General features: G+C 59.9%; 11 protein-coding genes and 1 pseudogene. 6 read left to right on the top strand and 6 right to left on the bottom strand.

Annotation, left to right across the window (positions count from 1 at the left end):
- Window positions 1-6 precede the first annotated feature (6 nt).
- Window positions 7-953 (top strand): annotated as a pseudogene (locus PSH57_RS26965) (IS110 family RNA-guided transposase).
- A gap of 87 nt (window positions 954-1,040) precedes the next feature.
- Here PSH57_RS26965 and PSH57_RS26960 read toward each other — a convergent pair.
- Window positions 1,041-1,955, bottom strand: coding sequence for a LysR family transcriptional regulator (locus PSH57_RS26960; protein WP_305386534.1), 915 nt, complete (start codon window positions 1,953-1,955; stop codon window positions 1,041-1,043).
- 220 nt (window positions 1,956-2,175) lie between these two features.
- Between PSH57_RS26960 and trhA the strand changes: the two genes are divergently transcribed.
- The gene (trhA, locus tag PSH57_RS26955; RefSeq protein WP_305386532.1) at window positions 2,176-2,793 is read left to right on the top strand and encodes a PAQR family membrane homeostasis protein TrhA; all 618 of its coding nucleotides are present in this window, start codon (window positions 2,176-2,178) and stop codon (window positions 2,791-2,793) included.
- Window positions 2,794-2,940: 147 nt separating this feature from the next.
- On the opposite strand, the gene PSH57_RS26950 is transcribed toward trhA, so the two are convergent.
- Both PSH57_RS26950 and PSH57_RS26945 read right to left on the bottom strand, forming a co-directional pair.
- Window positions 2,941-3,660, bottom strand: a complete 720-nt coding sequence (locus tag PSH57_RS26950) for a 16S rRNA (uracil(1498)-N(3))-methyltransferase (RefSeq protein ID WP_305386529.1) — start codon at window positions 3,658-3,660, stop codon at window positions 2,941-2,943.
- Window positions 3,661-3,788: 128 nt separating this feature from the next.
- Window positions 3,789-5,195 (bottom strand): adenosylmethionine--8-amino-7-oxononanoate transaminase, encoded by a 1,407-nt coding sequence (locus PSH57_RS26945; protein ID WP_305386528.1) that lies wholly within the window; start codon window positions 5,193-5,195, stop codon window positions 3,789-3,791.
- Between the two features lie 224 nt (window positions 5,196-5,419).
- Here PSH57_RS26945 and PSH57_RS26940 point away from each other — a divergent pair, with 224 nt between their 5' ends.
- From PSH57_RS26940 to PSH57_RS26925, 4 genes are all read left to right on the top strand, one after another.
- The gene (locus tag PSH57_RS26940; RefSeq protein WP_305386525.1) at window positions 5,420-7,138 is read left to right on the top strand and encodes a flavin monoamine oxidase family protein; all 1,719 of its coding nucleotides are present in this window, start codon (window positions 5,420-5,422) and stop codon (window positions 7,136-7,138) included.
- 319 nt (window positions 7,139-7,457) lie between these two features.
- Entirely contained in the window at window positions 7,458-8,009 is a 552-nt protein-coding gene (locus PSH57_RS26935) for a cytochrome b (protein WP_305386524.1), read from the top strand.
- 32 nt (window positions 8,010-8,041) lie between these two features.
- Entirely contained in the window at window positions 8,042-8,638 is a 597-nt protein-coding gene (locus tag PSH57_RS26930) for a YceI family protein (protein ID WP_305386522.1), read from the top strand.
- Between the two features lie 373 nt (window positions 8,639-9,011).
- Window positions 9,012-9,974 (top strand): IS110 family transposase, encoded by a 963-nt coding sequence (locus PSH57_RS26925; RefSeq protein WP_305386055.1) that lies wholly within the window; start codon window positions 9,012-9,014, stop codon window positions 9,972-9,974.
- An 86-nt stretch (window positions 9,975-10,060) separates the two neighbouring features.
- On the opposite strand, the gene PSH57_RS26920 is transcribed toward PSH57_RS26925, so the two are convergent.
- From PSH57_RS26920 to metF, 3 genes are all read right to left on the bottom strand, one after another.
- Window positions 10,061-11,926: an RNA helicase RhlE2 gene (locus PSH57_RS26920; RefSeq protein WP_256233301.1), complete on the bottom strand. Its 1,866-nt coding sequence runs from the start codon at window positions 11,924-11,926 to the stop codon at window positions 10,061-10,063.
- A 266-nt stretch (window positions 11,927-12,192) separates the two neighbouring features.
- A complete protein-coding gene (locus tag PSH57_RS26915) occupies window positions 12,193-12,969 on the bottom strand; it encodes a substrate-binding periplasmic protein (RefSeq protein WP_305386520.1) in 777 nt (258 codons plus the stop codon).
- 135 nt (window positions 12,970-13,104) lie between these two features.
- Window positions 13,105-13,950, bottom strand: a complete 846-nt coding sequence (gene metF / locus PSH57_RS26910; RefSeq protein WP_305386517.1) for a methylenetetrahydrofolate reductase [NAD(P)H] — start codon at window positions 13,948-13,950, stop codon at window positions 13,105-13,107.
- Window positions 13,951-14,078 lie beyond the last annotated feature (128 nt).

The following is a 14,078-nucleotide window of genomic DNA, read 5'->3' as shown; positions in this document are numbered from 1 at the left end:
TTTTCAATGGCAATGCCTGTCCCCATCACTCAGCCGATCGTAGGTGTTGATGTCGCCAAAGACGAGTTGGTGATTTTTCACGCCGAATCAGATCGACTCGAGACGATCCCCAACACTAAAGCGGCGATCAAGAAATGGCTCAAAGCCTTGTCTGCGCCAGTGAATGTCGCCATCGAAGCCACCAATATCTATCACTTGGAGTTCGCCGATCTGGCGCATGGGGCCGATTGCAGGATTTACATGGTCGGTGGTTATGAACTGAGTCATTACCGCAAGGGGTGAACGTTCGCGCTAAAACCGATGCTTTGGATGCTCAGCTACTGGCCCGTTATTTAAAAAACGAAGGGCAAAATCTGACCCCTTGGACTCCACCATCACCTTTGTACCGTCGGCTTATAAGCCTTTTCCGGCGCCGGGCGGCCGTGGTTCAAGCTCGTGTCAGTCTTAAGCAAAGCTGGGCGAACGAGCCGCTGCTCAAGACCTCGTTCAATAACCAGATCAAGTCCATGCAGAGACTGGAAGCCCTGGTTGAAAAAACAATCCAGACAGAATTGAAGGAAGCCGGGCTGCTGGATCAGCTCAAACGCTGCATGAAAGTCGAAGGCATTGGCCTATTGAGCGGTGCCCGTTTGCTCGCATCCTTCCAGCGCGGAGACTTCAGAAATGCCGATGCCTTCATTGCCTTCCTAGGTTTGGACCTTCGCATATCGGATTCAGGGAAGAAAAAGGGCCGCCGCTGCCTGACCAAGCGAGGTGATCCGGAGGCGCGTAGGCTGATGCACAACGCCGCGATGTCAGCGCGTCGCACAACGGCATGGAAGGGGTTTTATGAAGCCTTGAGAGCCCGAGGGCTCAGCACGACTCAGGCATTGGTGGCACTGGCCCGCAAGCTTGCCCGAGTGGTATTTGCTCTGTTGAAGAACCAGAGCGAATACCAGCCAAAAAGTGTTTAGCGGGCTATTCAGGCACCATAGAATCTCCCACAGTCGACCGCGTGTCCCTGTGGGAGCGGGCTTGCTCGCGAAGGCCGCGACTCGGTTTCAAACCTGGCGATTGGCATACATCCGGCACTCAGCCAACAACGCCAGCAAATTCGGATCACGCTCCTTGGCTTTAAGGAACACCACGCCAATGCGCTGCTGCAGCCGATACCTTTCCTGCAACGGGATCAGTTTCACCCGGTTCTCATACACCGCCGCAATTCGTCCAGGCAGCAACGCATAACCCACCCCGGAGCTGACCATGCTCAGCAGGGTGAAGATATCGTTGACCTGCATCGCCACCTTCGGTTCGAACCCTGCCTGCTTGAACACCCGGATACCGTCCTGGTGCGTGGCAAAACCCTGGGTCAGGGTGATGAACGTCTCGTCGCGCACCTCGGCCAGATCGACTTCGCTGCGTTGGGCAAAGGGCGAGTCGGCTGGCGTGGCGAGAAAAATGTCGTCGGAAAACAGCTCGATATGCTCGCAATCCGGGTCGTTCACGCTGTCGTCCAGGGAGATCAGGATGGCGTCCACCTCCATGTTCTTGAGCTTGTACAGCAGGTCGATGTTCGAGCCCAGAATCAGGTCGATGTTCAGTTCGCTGCGGCGGATCTTCAGGCCCATGATCAACTGCGGCACGGTCTTGACCGTCAGTGAGTACAGTGAGCCGAGCTTGAACCGCTCTGCGGAAAACCCGGCGGCTTCACGGGTCAGGCGCACGCTTTCGACCACGTCCTGAATCAGCTTCTGGGTGCGTTCTTCCAGCACGTAAGCGCTTTCCAGAGGCGTGAGGTTGCGGCCCTCGTGCTTGAACAACGGGCAACGCAAGGCGCTTTCCAACGAGTGAATGGCCCGGTGTACGCTGACGTTGCTGGTCTGCAACTCGGCCGCCGCCCGCGCAAGATTGCCGGTGCGCATGAAGGCCAGGAACACTTCGAGTTTTTTCAGGGTCAATTCTTCGTCGATCAGCATGGGGTGGACTCTTATTCGTATCGCCCGATTGTGCCCCAATCAGTAGGGGGATGTTGATCTGTGGGAGCAAAGCTTGCTCGCGATGCCGGCGACTCGGCTCTTGGGAGATCGCGTTATCTCCATCGCGGGCAAGCCTTGCTCCCACAGGGAGCTAAACATTGCACTTTGTAGCGCCAAGCCTGAGCCTTGGCGTCTGTTTTGGAATGTGAGGTGGGACTGGATGTATCACGGAGAGCGACTCAACGCCTGGACCCACCTGGTCGGGGCGGTGGCGGCTTTTATCGGGGCGGTGTGGTTGTTGGTAATTGCCGGGATGACGGGCGATCCGTGGAAGATCGTCAGCGTGGCCATCTACGGCTTCACCTTGTTGGTGCTGTACAGCGCTTCGACGGTTTACCACAGCGTGCGCGGGCGCAAGAAAGAAATCATGCAGAAGGTCGATCATTTTTCGATCTATCTGCTGATTGCCGGCAGCTATACGCCGTTCTGCCTGGTCACCCTGCGCGGGCCATGGGGCTGGACCTTGTTCGGGATTGTCTGGGGGCTGGCGCTGATCGGGATCTTGCAGGAGATCAAGCCGCGCTCTGAAGCGCGAATCCTGTCGATCGTGATCTACGCGGTGATGGGCTGGATCGTGCTGGTGGCGGTCAAACCGTTATTGGCGGCCCTGGGCAGCACCGGATTTGCCTGGCTGGCCTCGGGCGGTGTCTTGTACACCGTCGGCATTGTCTTTTTCGCGCTGGACCATCGGTTGCGGCACGCCCATGGCATCTGGCATCTGTTCGTGATCGCCGGCAGTTTGCTGCACTTTGTGGCGATTTTGTTCTATGTGCTCTGACCCATGAACACCGTAGCTCTACTGTGGGAGCGGGCTTGCTCGCGAAAGCGGTGGGTCAGTCAACATTGATGTCACTGACAGATTGCATTCGCGAGCAAGCCCGCTCCCACAATGGGTCTTCAGTGCTAGCAGAATCTGCGGGGGGAGTTAGAAATCCCCCCACAGCTGCTGCGCCACGGCCAATGCCACCACTGGCGCGGTTTCGGTGCGCAGAACACGCGGGCCGAGGCGGGCTGCGTGGTAGCCGGCGGTCTTGGCCTGTTCAACTTCGGCATCCGACAAACCGCCCTCGGGGCCGATCAGGAAGGCCAGGCTCGACGGTCTGGCATGGCTGACCAGCGGCTCGGCCACCGGGTGCAGCACCAGTTTCAGTTCGGCGTCGGTCTGCTTCAGCCAGTCGGCCAGCAGCAGCGGCGGGTGGATCACCGGCACGGTGGAGCGCCCGCATTGCTCGCAAGCGCTGATCGCCACTTGGCGCCAGTGCAGCAGGCGCTTGTCGGCGCGTTCGTCCTTGAGGCGCACTTCGCAGCGCTCGCTGAAAATCGGCGTGATCTCGCTGACGCCCAGTTCGGTGGCTTTCTGGATCGCCCAGTCCATGCGCTCGCCCCGGGACAGCCCTTGGCCGAGATGGATGCGCAGGGGCGATTCAACCTGTCCGGCGAATTGCTCGTCCAACTGCACACGCACACGCTTCTTGCCGACTTCGGCCAGGGTGCCGCGAAACTCCTGGCCAGAGCCGTCGAACACCTGCACCGCATCGCCCTCGGCCATACGCAGCACCCGACCGATGTAGTGGGCCTGGGCTTCGGGCAGTTCGTGAGCGCCGAGGCTGAGGGGGGTGTCGATGAAGAAGCGGGACAGTCTCATGTGGAATCTCTGCAAGAAAAAATATCGTGGTTGAAGCTGATGGCCTCATCGCGGGCAAGCCATGCTCCCACAGGGCGGTGCGATCAACTGTGGGAGCAAGGCTTGCCCGCGATGGCGGAGGCCCAGGCTCAGCCCGGATCCCGGAACCCCGGATGAAAATCCTTCGGCACCGCCACGCTGACCTTGTCCCGGGTGGCGATGTCGATGCCCTCGCTGGCCACTTCAGCCAGGAAGTCGATTTGCTCGGGGGTGATGACATACGGCGGCAGGAAATACACCACGCTGCCTAGCGGTCGCAGCAACGCGCCGCGTTCCAAGGCATGCTGGAACACCGTCAGGCCACGACGTTCCTGCCATGGATACGCAGTTTTGCTGGCCTTGTCCTTGACCATCTCGATGGCCAGGACCATGCCGGTCTGGCGCACTTCGGCCACGTTCGGGTGATCGGCCAGATGCGCGGTGGCGCTTGCCATGCGTTGGGCCAGGGCCTTGTTGTTTTCGATGACGTTGTCTTCTTCGAAGATATCCAGCGTCGCCAGGGCCGCCGCGCAGGCCAACGGGTTGCCCGTGTAGCTGTGGGAATGCAGGAAGGCGCGCAGGGTCGGGTAGTCATCGTAGAACGCGCTGTAGACCTCATCGGTCGTCACGCACGCCGCCAGCGGCAGGTAGCCGCCGGTCAGGGCCTTGGACAGGCAGAGGAAGTCCGGGGTGATACCGGCCTGTTCACAGGCGAACATCGTGCCGGTGCGGCCGAAGCCAACGGCGATTTCGTCGTGGATCAGATGCACGCCATAGCGGTCGCAAGCCTCGCGCAGCAGTTTCAGGTACACCGGGTGATACATGCGCATGCCACCGGCGCCCTGGATCAGCGGCTCGACGATCACCGCGGCCACGGTCTCGTGGTGTTCGGCCAAGGTCTGCTCCATGGCTGCGAACAGGTTGCGCGAATGCTCTTCCCAGCCCATGCCTTCGGGGCGGTGGTAGCAATCGGGGCTCGGCACCTTGATCGTGTCCAGCAGCAACGCCTTGTAGGTTTCGGTGAACAGCGGCACATCGCCCACCGACATCGCCGCGATGGTCTCGCCGTGGTAACTGTTGCTCAGGGTGACGAAGCGCTTTTTATCCGGCTGGCCGCGATTGATCCAGTAGTGAAAGCTCATCTTCATCGCCACTTCGATGCAGGACGAGCCATTATCGGCGTAGAAACACCGGGTCAGGCCTTCGGGCGTCATCTTCACCAGACGTTCGGACAGTTCGATCACCGGCTGGTGGCTGAAGCCGGCGAGGATCACATGTTCCAGTTGATCGACCTGATCCTTGATGCGTTGGTTGATTCGCGGGTTGGCATGGCCGAACACATTGACCCACCAGGAACTGACGGCATCGAGGTAGCGCTTGCCTTCGAAGTCTTCCAGCCACACGCCTTCACCGCGCTTGATGGGGATCAGCGGCAGCTTTTCGTGGTCTTTCATCTGGGTGCAAGGATGCCATAGCACCGCGAGATCGCGTTGCATCCACTGGTTATTCAGGCCCATATACAGTCTCCTCGAGGCGGCTCGCGGCGGGCGCGGGCAAAACAATCGCGCAAGCCTATGCAATGGCGGCCCTGGGGACAACCCATTGTGTCACGCCTGCTACCTTGAGTAAGGCGATAGACGCCGCTGGCGGCGCTGGGATGGCTGACGTATTCTTCGCCGTTCTCTGAGCCGTCTGGCTCGAAAAACTGATCGTTCCTACGTTTTATTCCGGAGTTCGCTGAATGTCTGCTGGTTGGCTGCGCGCCTGTGCGCTGGTGGTGATTGGGCTTTTCAGCGTTTGTGCGCTGGCCAAGGACAAGCAACCGACGGTGATCGTCATCGGCGGCGGCCTGGCGGGGCTCACGGCGGCCTACGAGCTGCAGAACAAAGGCTGGCTGGTGACCCTGCTGGAAGCCAAGCCAAGCCTGGGCGGCCGTTCGGGCATGGCCACCAGCGAATGGATCGGCAACGAAAAGACTCAGCCGGTGCTGAACAAATACATCTCGACCTTCAAGCTGAGCACCACGCCGGCCCCGGAATTCGTGCGCACCCCCAGCTATCTGATCGACGGCACCTACCTCACCACTGCTGACCTGGCGACCAAGCAACCGGCCACGGCCGAAGCCCTTAAACGCTACGAAGCCACTCTGGACGACCTGGCGCGTTCCATTGAAGACCCGCAGAACCCATCGGCCAACAACACGTTGCACGCACTGGACCAGATCAGCGTCTCCAACTGGCTCGACCGACTGCAATTGCCGGCTACCGCGCGGCAGTTGGTAAACCAGCAGATTCGTACCCGTTATGACGAACCGTCGCGACTGTCGTTGCTGTATTTTGCCCAGCAGACCCGGGTCTATCGTGGTGTATCCGACCGTGACCTGCGCGCCGCGCGTCTGCTGGGTGGCAGCCCCGTGTTGGCCCAGGCCTTCGTCAAGCAACTGAAAACCATCAAGACCAGATCGCCCGTCTCGGCCATCTCCCAGGACAAGGACGGCGTCACCGTCAAGGTTGGCAGCGTCGGCTACCAAGCGGATTACGTCGTGCTGGCGGTGCCGTTGCGAGCCCTGAACAAAATCCAGCTGACCCCGGCCCTGGATGCCCGGCATCAGGGCGCGATCAAGGGCACCAACTACGGCTGGCGCGACCAGATCATGCTCAAGTTCAAGACCCCGGTCTGGGACAGCAAGGCGCGCATGTCGGGTGAGATCTACAGCAACACCGGCCTGGGCATGATGTGGATCGAGCCGGCCATGAAGGGCGGCGCCAATGTGGTCGTCAATCTGTCCGGCGACAACGCCCGAGTGATGCAGGCCTTTGGTGACAAGCAGATCGCCGATCAGGTGCTGATCCGCTTGCACGCATTTTATCCGAAGGCCCGGGGTGCCTTCACTGGTTATGAAATTCGTCGCTACAGCACCGACCCGTCCATGGGCGGCGCGTACCTGGCCTTTGGGCCGGGCCAGATCAGCAAGTACTGGCGTCTGTGGGAAATGCCGTTGCAGCGCGTAGCCTTTGCCGGTGAACACACCGACACCTTGTATCCAGGGACCCTGGAAGGCGCGTTGCGCAGTGGGCAGCGGGCGGCCAGCCAGGTTGAAGACCTGGCGGCGGGCAAATCGTTTGAGCCGGCCAAGGTCGTGCCGGTGGCCGCGGCAGCAGTTGCCGGTGCGGTGGCGGCGAAGAAGGGTAATTTCTTCACCAACCTGTTTGGCGGCGACTCGGACAAGGAGCCGGTCAAGGCCGCTGCGCCGGTTGCACCTGCTCCAGCACCCGCCCCGGTGCCAGCGCCTGCACCGGTCGCCCCGGCGAAAGTTGAGCCGGTGAAGAAGGCAACGGCCAAACCAACGGCCAAAAAGCCTGCGGCCAAGGCACCGGTTAAAAAAGCGCCTGCGAAGAAAGCCGCTCCGGTGAAGAAACCGGCGGCCAAGCCCGCGGCGACTGAGACCCAGGCGCAGTAAAGCGTGGTGCGAGAAAAAGCGCGGTGAGTCAGCCGCGCTTTTTTTGCCTGTAAAACCGCATCGCGAGCAGGCGCGCTCCCACAGGGTTTGTGTATGCAGATCAAAATGCGGGAGCGAGCCTGCTCGCGATGAGGCCCTTTCTGGCGCCTAATGGCTCCATGACACGCCTCGATCACACATTGTATTGGCTTTAATCTTTCCTTAACCCACCCAGCCCAAACTCTTCATCGTATTTCTCGATATTTCAAAGCAAAAATTTCCGCTTTAAATCGATAGATAACTCGCTAGTCTTGGTCGCAGTTTTCACAGGATATGAGCAATGCAGCTACGCAACTCTTCTTCTCGCTATGGCTGGGTCAGCATCGTTTTGCACTGGGCCATTGCACTGGTGGTGTACGGGCTGTTCGCGCTGGGGCTGTGGATGGTCGGTCTGGACTACTACGACACCTGGCGCAAAGACGCGCCGGACCTGCACAAGAGCATTGGCCTGGTGCTGCTGGCGGCCATGTTGTTGCGGGTGTGCTGGCGTTTCGTCAGCCCGCCGCCCCCGACTCTGGAGACCTATGGGCGCCTGACCCGTGTCAGCGCCAAGCTCGGCCATAGCGCGCTGTATCTCGGGCTGTTCGCCGTGATGATTGCCGGTTACCTGATTTCCACCGCTGACGGTGTCGGGATTCCGGTGTTTGGTTTGTTTGAAGTTCCCGCGCTGGTGTCTGGGCTGCCTGATCAGGCAGACATTGCCGGCCAGATTCACTTCTACCTGGCATGGGCGCTGGTAATTTTCTCCGGCCTTCATGCGTTGGCAGCATTGAAACACCACTTTATCGACCGTGACGCGACCCTCAAGCGCATGCTGGGACGCCAAGCCTGATGTTCAACCTCGACTCCAAAGGAATAGAAAGCATGTTGAAAAAAACGCTCGCCGCCCTGGCAATCGGTTCTGCCCTGCTGTCGGCCGGCCAGGCCATGGCTGCCGATTATGTGGTCGACAAGGAAGGCCAGCACGCCTTCGTCGACTTCAAGATCAGCCACTTGGGCTATAGCTACATCACTGGTACCTTCAAGGACATCGACGGCAAGTTCAGCTTCGACGCCGCCAAGCCTGAAGACAGCAAGATCGAGTTCAACGTGAACACTGCCAGCGTATTCACCAACCACGCCGAGCGCGACAAGCACATCGCCAGTGCCGACTTCCTGAACGCGAGCAAATTCGCCAAGGCCACCTTCGTTTCCACCAGCGTCAAGTCCACCGGCAAAAACGCTGATGGCAAGGAAACTGCCGACGTGACCGGTGACCTGACCCTGCTGGGCGTGACCAAGCCTGTCGTGGTCAAAGCCACGTTCCTGGGTGAGGGCAAGGACCCTTGGGGCGGCTACCGTGCTGGCTTCGAAGGGACCACCAGCATCAAGCGTTCCGATTTCGGCAAGCAGAAAGACCTGGGCCCAACGTCCGACATGGTCGAGCTGTACGTTTCGTTTGAAGGTGTCAAAGCGAAATAACCTTCGCGCCTGACAAAAAAACGCCCCTGATCTTGGAATCAGGGGCGTTTTTTATTGCCGTATGGAGTCTTGTGAACCGCGCATGACCTTTGTGTGCGAGCCTGCTCGCGATAGCGGTGGGTCAGTCAACATCTGTACTGGCTGAGCCGACGCAATCGCGAGCAGGCTCGCTTGTATGTTTAGACTTGAAGGGGTGGGCGGGACTAAAAGCTCGATTCCGACTCTAGCCAGTACGGACCGTGGGAGACTTCTCGTCCCGCCCCTTCTACCCAAAGCGCCAATAAGGAATTCATCGGTAAAACCGACAATAGAGGCAAGCCAGCGCAAAGGTAGACCCCGACAAGCACCTAAACCCTAGCTCCGAGGATTCGCTATGACAATCCTTACCTCGCAGACGGTTGTTGGTATTGATATAGCCAAGGCCGAAGTTGTTGTTTATCGCTATGACCTGCAAACCACTGACACCATCAAGAATGACCGAACATCCCTCAAACGCTGGCTTAAAACGTTGCCCGCCCAAAGTGCTCTAGCCGTCGAAGCAACCAACATCTACCACCTGGACACCGTCGAGCTGGCTCATGCGATGGGGCATCAGGTCTATGTCGTGGATGCTTATCGGGTGAGCAATTATCGTCGCGGCATCGGCCAGCGGGCTAAGAACGATCCTTGTGATGCTCGTCTGCTGGCGCGGTATTTAACCAATGAACAGCACGAGTTGCGGCTCTGGAGCCCGCCACCGAAAGCCTACACGACGTTAAAAAGCCTGCTTCATAGGCGTGCGACGCTGGTCAAGAACCATACCGGCCTGATGTTGAGCTGGCACGATGAGCCTCTGTTAAAAAAAACGCTGGCCACTCAGCAAAAGGCGTTCGAACAGGCGATTCAGGCCATTCAGAAGTTGCTACGAAAAGTCAGCAAAGAAGCGGGAATTGAGGCGAATATCGGCCGCTGCAAAGCCATCGAGGGCGTTGGTGAACTGGTCGCTACTGGATTGGCGACGAGTTTCATGCGAGGTGATTTTGCGGACAGCGATGCATTTATCGCGTTTTTGGGGATGGACTTGAGGGTCGATGACTCCGGAAAAAAGAAGGGTCAACGGCACCTCACCAAGAAGGGCGATTCAGAGATACGCCGATTGGCTCATATCGCTGCAATGACAGCACGCCGCTCGCCTAGATGGAAGCCGTTCTACGAGTCATACCTGGCGAGAGGTTTCTCAAAAACCCAGGCATTGGTGGTGCTGGCCCGAAAGTTATGCCGGGTGGCATTTGCTTTGATGAAAAATCAGAGCGAGTACCAGCCGACACCTATGTTGCAGGGTTGCCCTGCAACATAGAATCTCCCACAGGGTGAAGTCGGCGTCACTCAAATAAAAATGCCCCTGATCGCGAGATCAGGGGCATTTTTACGGCCTGGAGAAACTCAGCGATTGCGGGTCAGCAGTGCCGGCTTCTCGCCCCGTGGACGGCTTGGCAGTTGGTCCAGCTGTTCAGGCGTCGGGAAACGATCGACCTTCGATTCCTTGTGCACGATCTTCGGCTGGTTGCCACGGGGGGCTTGCACGGCGGGTTCCTGACGAGGCTGGTCGTCACGGGCCGGACGGCGAGGGCGGGAGTCTTCGCGGCGGGCCTGGCCGTCACGAGGCGCGCCGTTGCGCGGGCCGCTGCGTTTGGCCGGTGGGGTGCCGGTGGACGAGCCGTTGCTGTTGCGCGGGCCGTTCTGACGCCCTTGGGACTGGCCCCGAGGAGCACCTGCACCTGCACCAGCACCCTGTGCCGGGGCGCCAGGACGACGTCCGCGACCCTGGGCCGGTTTCTGCTGCGGCACGTAGTCGACGCGGTTACCGAAGTTGTCGATATCGTCGTCCAGGAACTCGTCCGGTGCGCGATCAGCAGCGGCGCGTGGTGCCGGACGCTGCTGTTCACGGGCCGGGGTACCTTCGCGAGGCTTGTGCTCGCGGGCCGGGCGTTCGCCGCGACTGGTGCTGGCCGATTTTTCCTTGCCCTTGTCCTTGCCTTTGTCTTTACGACCGCCGCCACCGCCGCCGCCATTTGGACCGTCACCGCGAGGGCCACGGGCATTGCGGGGGTTGCGCACGTCCGGACGTTCACGCACTTCAGGCTTCTCGGCCTCGATGGTGCTGGCATCGAAGCCCATCAGGTCGCCATCAGCGATTTTCTGCTTGGTCATGCGCTCGATACTTTTGAGCAGTTTCTCTTCGTCCGGCGCGACCAGCGAGATCGCTTCGCCCGAACGGCCGGCCCGGCCAGTACGGCCGATACGGTGTACGTAGTCTTCATCGACGTTCGGCAACTCGAAGTTGACCACATGGGGCAACTGGTCGATGTCCAGGCCGCGGGCGGCGATGTCGGTGGCAACCAGAATGCGCACTTCGCCGGCCTTGAAGTCAGCCAGGGCCTTGGTGCGGGCGTTCTGGCTCTTGTTACCGTGGATCGCCACGGCCGGCAGGCCATGCTTGTCCAGGTACTCGGCCAGGCGGTTGGCGCCGTGCTTGGTGCGGGTGAACACCAGGACCTGTTCCCAGGCACCGGCGGTAATCAAGTGCGCCAACAGGGCACGCTTGTGGCTGGCCGCCAGGCGGAACACACGTTGTTCGATGCGCTCGACGGTGGTGTTCGGCGGTGTGACCTCAATGCGTTCCGGGTTGTGCAGCAGCTTGCCGGCCAGGTCGGTGATGTCCTTGGAGAACGTCGCCGAGAACAGCAGATTCTGGCGCTTGGCGGGCAGGCGGGCCAAAACTTTCTTCACGTCATGGACAAAGCCCATGTCGAGCATGCGGTCGGCTTCGTCCAGCACGAGGATTTCCACGTGGGACAGATCGACACTGCCTTGGCCGGCCAGGTCGAGCAAGCGGCCCGGACAGGCCACCAGCACGTCGACGCCACGGGACATGGCCTGGACCTGAGGGTTCATGCCCACGCCGCCGAAAATGCAGGCGCTGACGAACTTCAAGTCACGAGCGTAGACCTTGAAGCTCTCGTGTACCTGGGCCGCCAGCTCGCGGGTTGGGGTCAGGACCAGGACGCGCGGTTGGCGCGGGCCGTGACGCTGGGATTTGTCTGGGTGACCGTTGGGGAAAAGCCGCTCCAGGATCGGGAGGGCAAAACCACCGGTTTTACCAGTGCCTGTCTGCGCCGCGACCATCAGATCGCGACCTTGCAACACGGCGGGGATGGCCCGCTGTTGCACCGGGGTAGGCTGGGTGTAGCCGGCAGCCTCGATGGCGCGGACTAAAGCCTCGGAGAGACCGAGGGAAGCAAAGGACATGAGTAATCCTGTTTTAGTGAGGGCCTGGCCCAATGGGATAGTCTTGCCGGGCGCGAATGACGTTCAACAAAAAGACGTCATCCCGTCCGGTCCTGCCGAGTCTGGAAAGCAGGTCCGGACAGGGCTCGCGCGGGCTGGAAGCTGCGCTGTAGCGGTGTCGGGATGCCTTTTGCAAGACCGGGCGTCCGGGCGTGAGCCTGGCGGGAAGGCCGGAGTATAACAGAGCAAACGCCGCGCGCCGCTTTCCTGCTGCTCAACGGTTTATTTCAGTGCTGCGCCGGGCTGGACGGCTCGGTCTCGGCAGACGGAACGGCGCCATAGCGGGCGATCAGCTCGGCATAGGCCGGTTCGCGCTTGAAACGCTTGAGTTCGGCGCTGAAACGCTGCACCAGCAAGTCCATCCCGGCGTTGCGCCGCACCGCCAGGTATTGGCTTTGACGGCTCACGACCACGGGGTTTTCGGTGATCTGGTCGCCCAGTTGCATTTGCTTGAGTACGTGCCGGCCCACCCGGCGGTCGGTAATGAGCAGGTCAATCCGGCCCAGTTGCAACTTGCCGAAGTTGGCTTCATGGGTAGGCGCCGTTTCACGCTTGAACAGGGGCGACTCACTGAAGGCCTGGCTGTACAGATAACCGGGTGACGTGCCGACGGTCAGGCCGCCCAGGTCATCAAGGGTGCGAAACGGATGGGGGCGGGCGTTGGCATAGAACATCACGAACTCCACGTCCGACAGCGGTTCGCTGGGGTAAAGCAGCATGGCGTCGCGTTCGTTGCTGTGGAAAATGTCCAGCGCACCGTCCGCCAGGCCCTGCTCAAGCATCGCCAGACAACGTTTCCAAGGCAGCAGTTGCCATTGCACATCAATGCCCAGGCGCTTGAACACAATGGCGGTGGTTTCGTAGTCGAGTCCCCGGACCTGGCCGTTCTCTTCGTAGACATAAGGTGCCCAGGGCTCGGTGACAATGCGCAACTTCTCGGCCCGGGCATCCATGCTCAGGTAAAGGAGAAAAAAGGTAGTCAATAACCGGGCGATGAAGGGCATGGCCTGAGGTTACGACGAGAGCTCAGCAAATAGCTAGAGCCCTCTGGCTTGCGGCCTGGTTGTCTTTTGAGATCGGACGAACGAAAAAGCCTTGGTTTTCGCCAAGGCCTTTTTATACACCGCCGAACCAAGTCATTAACGCGGCAGTTTGAGGTTATTCCATACGGCGAGGCTGGGTTCGGCCTGGTTCAGGGTATAGAAATGCAGCCCTGGCGCCCCGCCCTGTAACAAGCGTTCACACATTTGTGTGATGACTTGCTCTCCGAAGCTTTGGATGCTGGATGTATCGTCGCCGTAGGCTTCCAGTTGCTTGCGGATCCAGCGTGGGATTTCTGCGCCGCAGGCGTCGGAAAAGCGCGCGAGTTTGCTGTAGTTGGTGATCGGCATGATCCCCGGCACGACAGGAATGTCGACACCCATCTTGCGTACGCGGTCGACAAAGTAGAAATAGCTGTCGGCGTTGAAGAAGTACTGGGTGATCGCGCTGTTGGCGCCGGCGTTGGCCTTGCGTACGAAGTTGAGCAGGTCGTCTTCGAAGTTGCGTGCCTGGGGGTGCATCTCTGGGTAGGCAGCCACTTCGATGTGGAAGTGCTCACCGGTTTCATCACGAATGAATTCAACCAGGTCGTTGGCGTGGCGCAGTTCGCCGCTCGCCATGCCCATGCCCGAGGGCAGGTCACCGCGCAGGGCTACGATACGTGTGATGCCGGCAGCCTTGTACTGGCTCAACAGGCTGCGCAGATCGGCTTTGCTGTCACCCACGCAGGACAGGTGCGGGGCAGCCGGGATTTTGACTTCGCTTTCGAGCTGCAACACCGTGTTGATCGTGCGGTCACGGGTCGAGCCGCCAGCACCATAGGTGCAGGAGAAGAAATCGGGGTTGTAGCTCGCCAACTGACGGGCAGTGGCGATCAGTTTTTCATGCCCAGCATCGGTCTTCGTCGGGAAGAACTCGAAGCTGTAGCGACGGTCTTGGGACATGGTCATATCCTTGGAAACTCGTAGGCCGGTGAGGCTTGCATATCTCTTGTGGGAGCGGACTCATGTGGGAGCGAGCCTGCTCGCGATTGGCATCACCTCGGTCTGACAGTCAGATCAAGGTGTCTGCA

The organism is Pseudomonas hefeiensis, from assembly GCF_030687835.1.
Classification (GTDB): domain Bacteria; phylum Pseudomonadota; class Gammaproteobacteria; order Pseudomonadales; family Pseudomonadaceae; genus Aquipseudomonas; species Aquipseudomonas hefeiensis.
Note: the sequence above shows the minus strand (reverse complement) of the source record. Positions and strands in the feature narration are given on the sequence as shown.

Coding starts and splice junctions, on each gene's coding strand:
- PSH57_RS26960 (WP_305386534.1), bottom strand. CDS start 1,955: ATGCTGATCGACGAAGAATTGACCCTGAAAAAACTCGAAGTGTTCCTG.
- trhA (WP_305386532.1), top strand. CDS start 2,176: ATGTATCACGGAGAGCGACTCAACGCCTGGACCCACCTGGTCGGGGCG.
- PSH57_RS26950 (WP_305386529.1), bottom strand. CDS start 3,660: ATGAGACTGTCCCGCTTCTTCATCGACACCCCCCTCAGCCTCGGCGCT.
- PSH57_RS26945 (WP_305386528.1), bottom strand. CDS start 5,195: ATGGGCCTGAATAACCAGTGGATGCAACGCGATCTCGCGGTGCTATGG.
- PSH57_RS26940 (WP_305386525.1), top strand. CDS start 5,420: ATGTCTGCTGGTTGGCTGCGCGCCTGTGCGCTGGTGGTGATTGGGCTT.
- PSH57_RS26935 (WP_305386524.1), top strand. CDS start 7,458: ATGCAGCTACGCAACTCTTCTTCTCGCTATGGCTGGGTCAGCATCGTT.
- PSH57_RS26930 (WP_305386522.1), top strand. CDS start 8,042: ATGTTGAAAAAAACGCTCGCCGCCCTGGCAATCGGTTCTGCCCTGCTG.
- PSH57_RS26925 (WP_305386055.1), top strand. CDS start 9,012: ATGACAATCCTTACCTCGCAGACGGTTGTTGGTATTGATATAGCCAAG.
- PSH57_RS26920 (WP_256233301.1), bottom strand. CDS start 11,926: ATGTCCTTTGCTTCCCTCGGTCTCTCCGAGGCTTTAGTCCGCGCCATC.
- PSH57_RS26915 (WP_305386520.1), bottom strand. CDS start 12,969: ATGCCCTTCATCGCCCGGTTATTGACTACCTTTTTTCTCCTTTACCTG.
- metF (WP_305386517.1), bottom strand. CDS start 13,950: ATGTCCCAAGACCGTCGCTACAGCTTCGAGTTCTTCCCGACGAAGACC.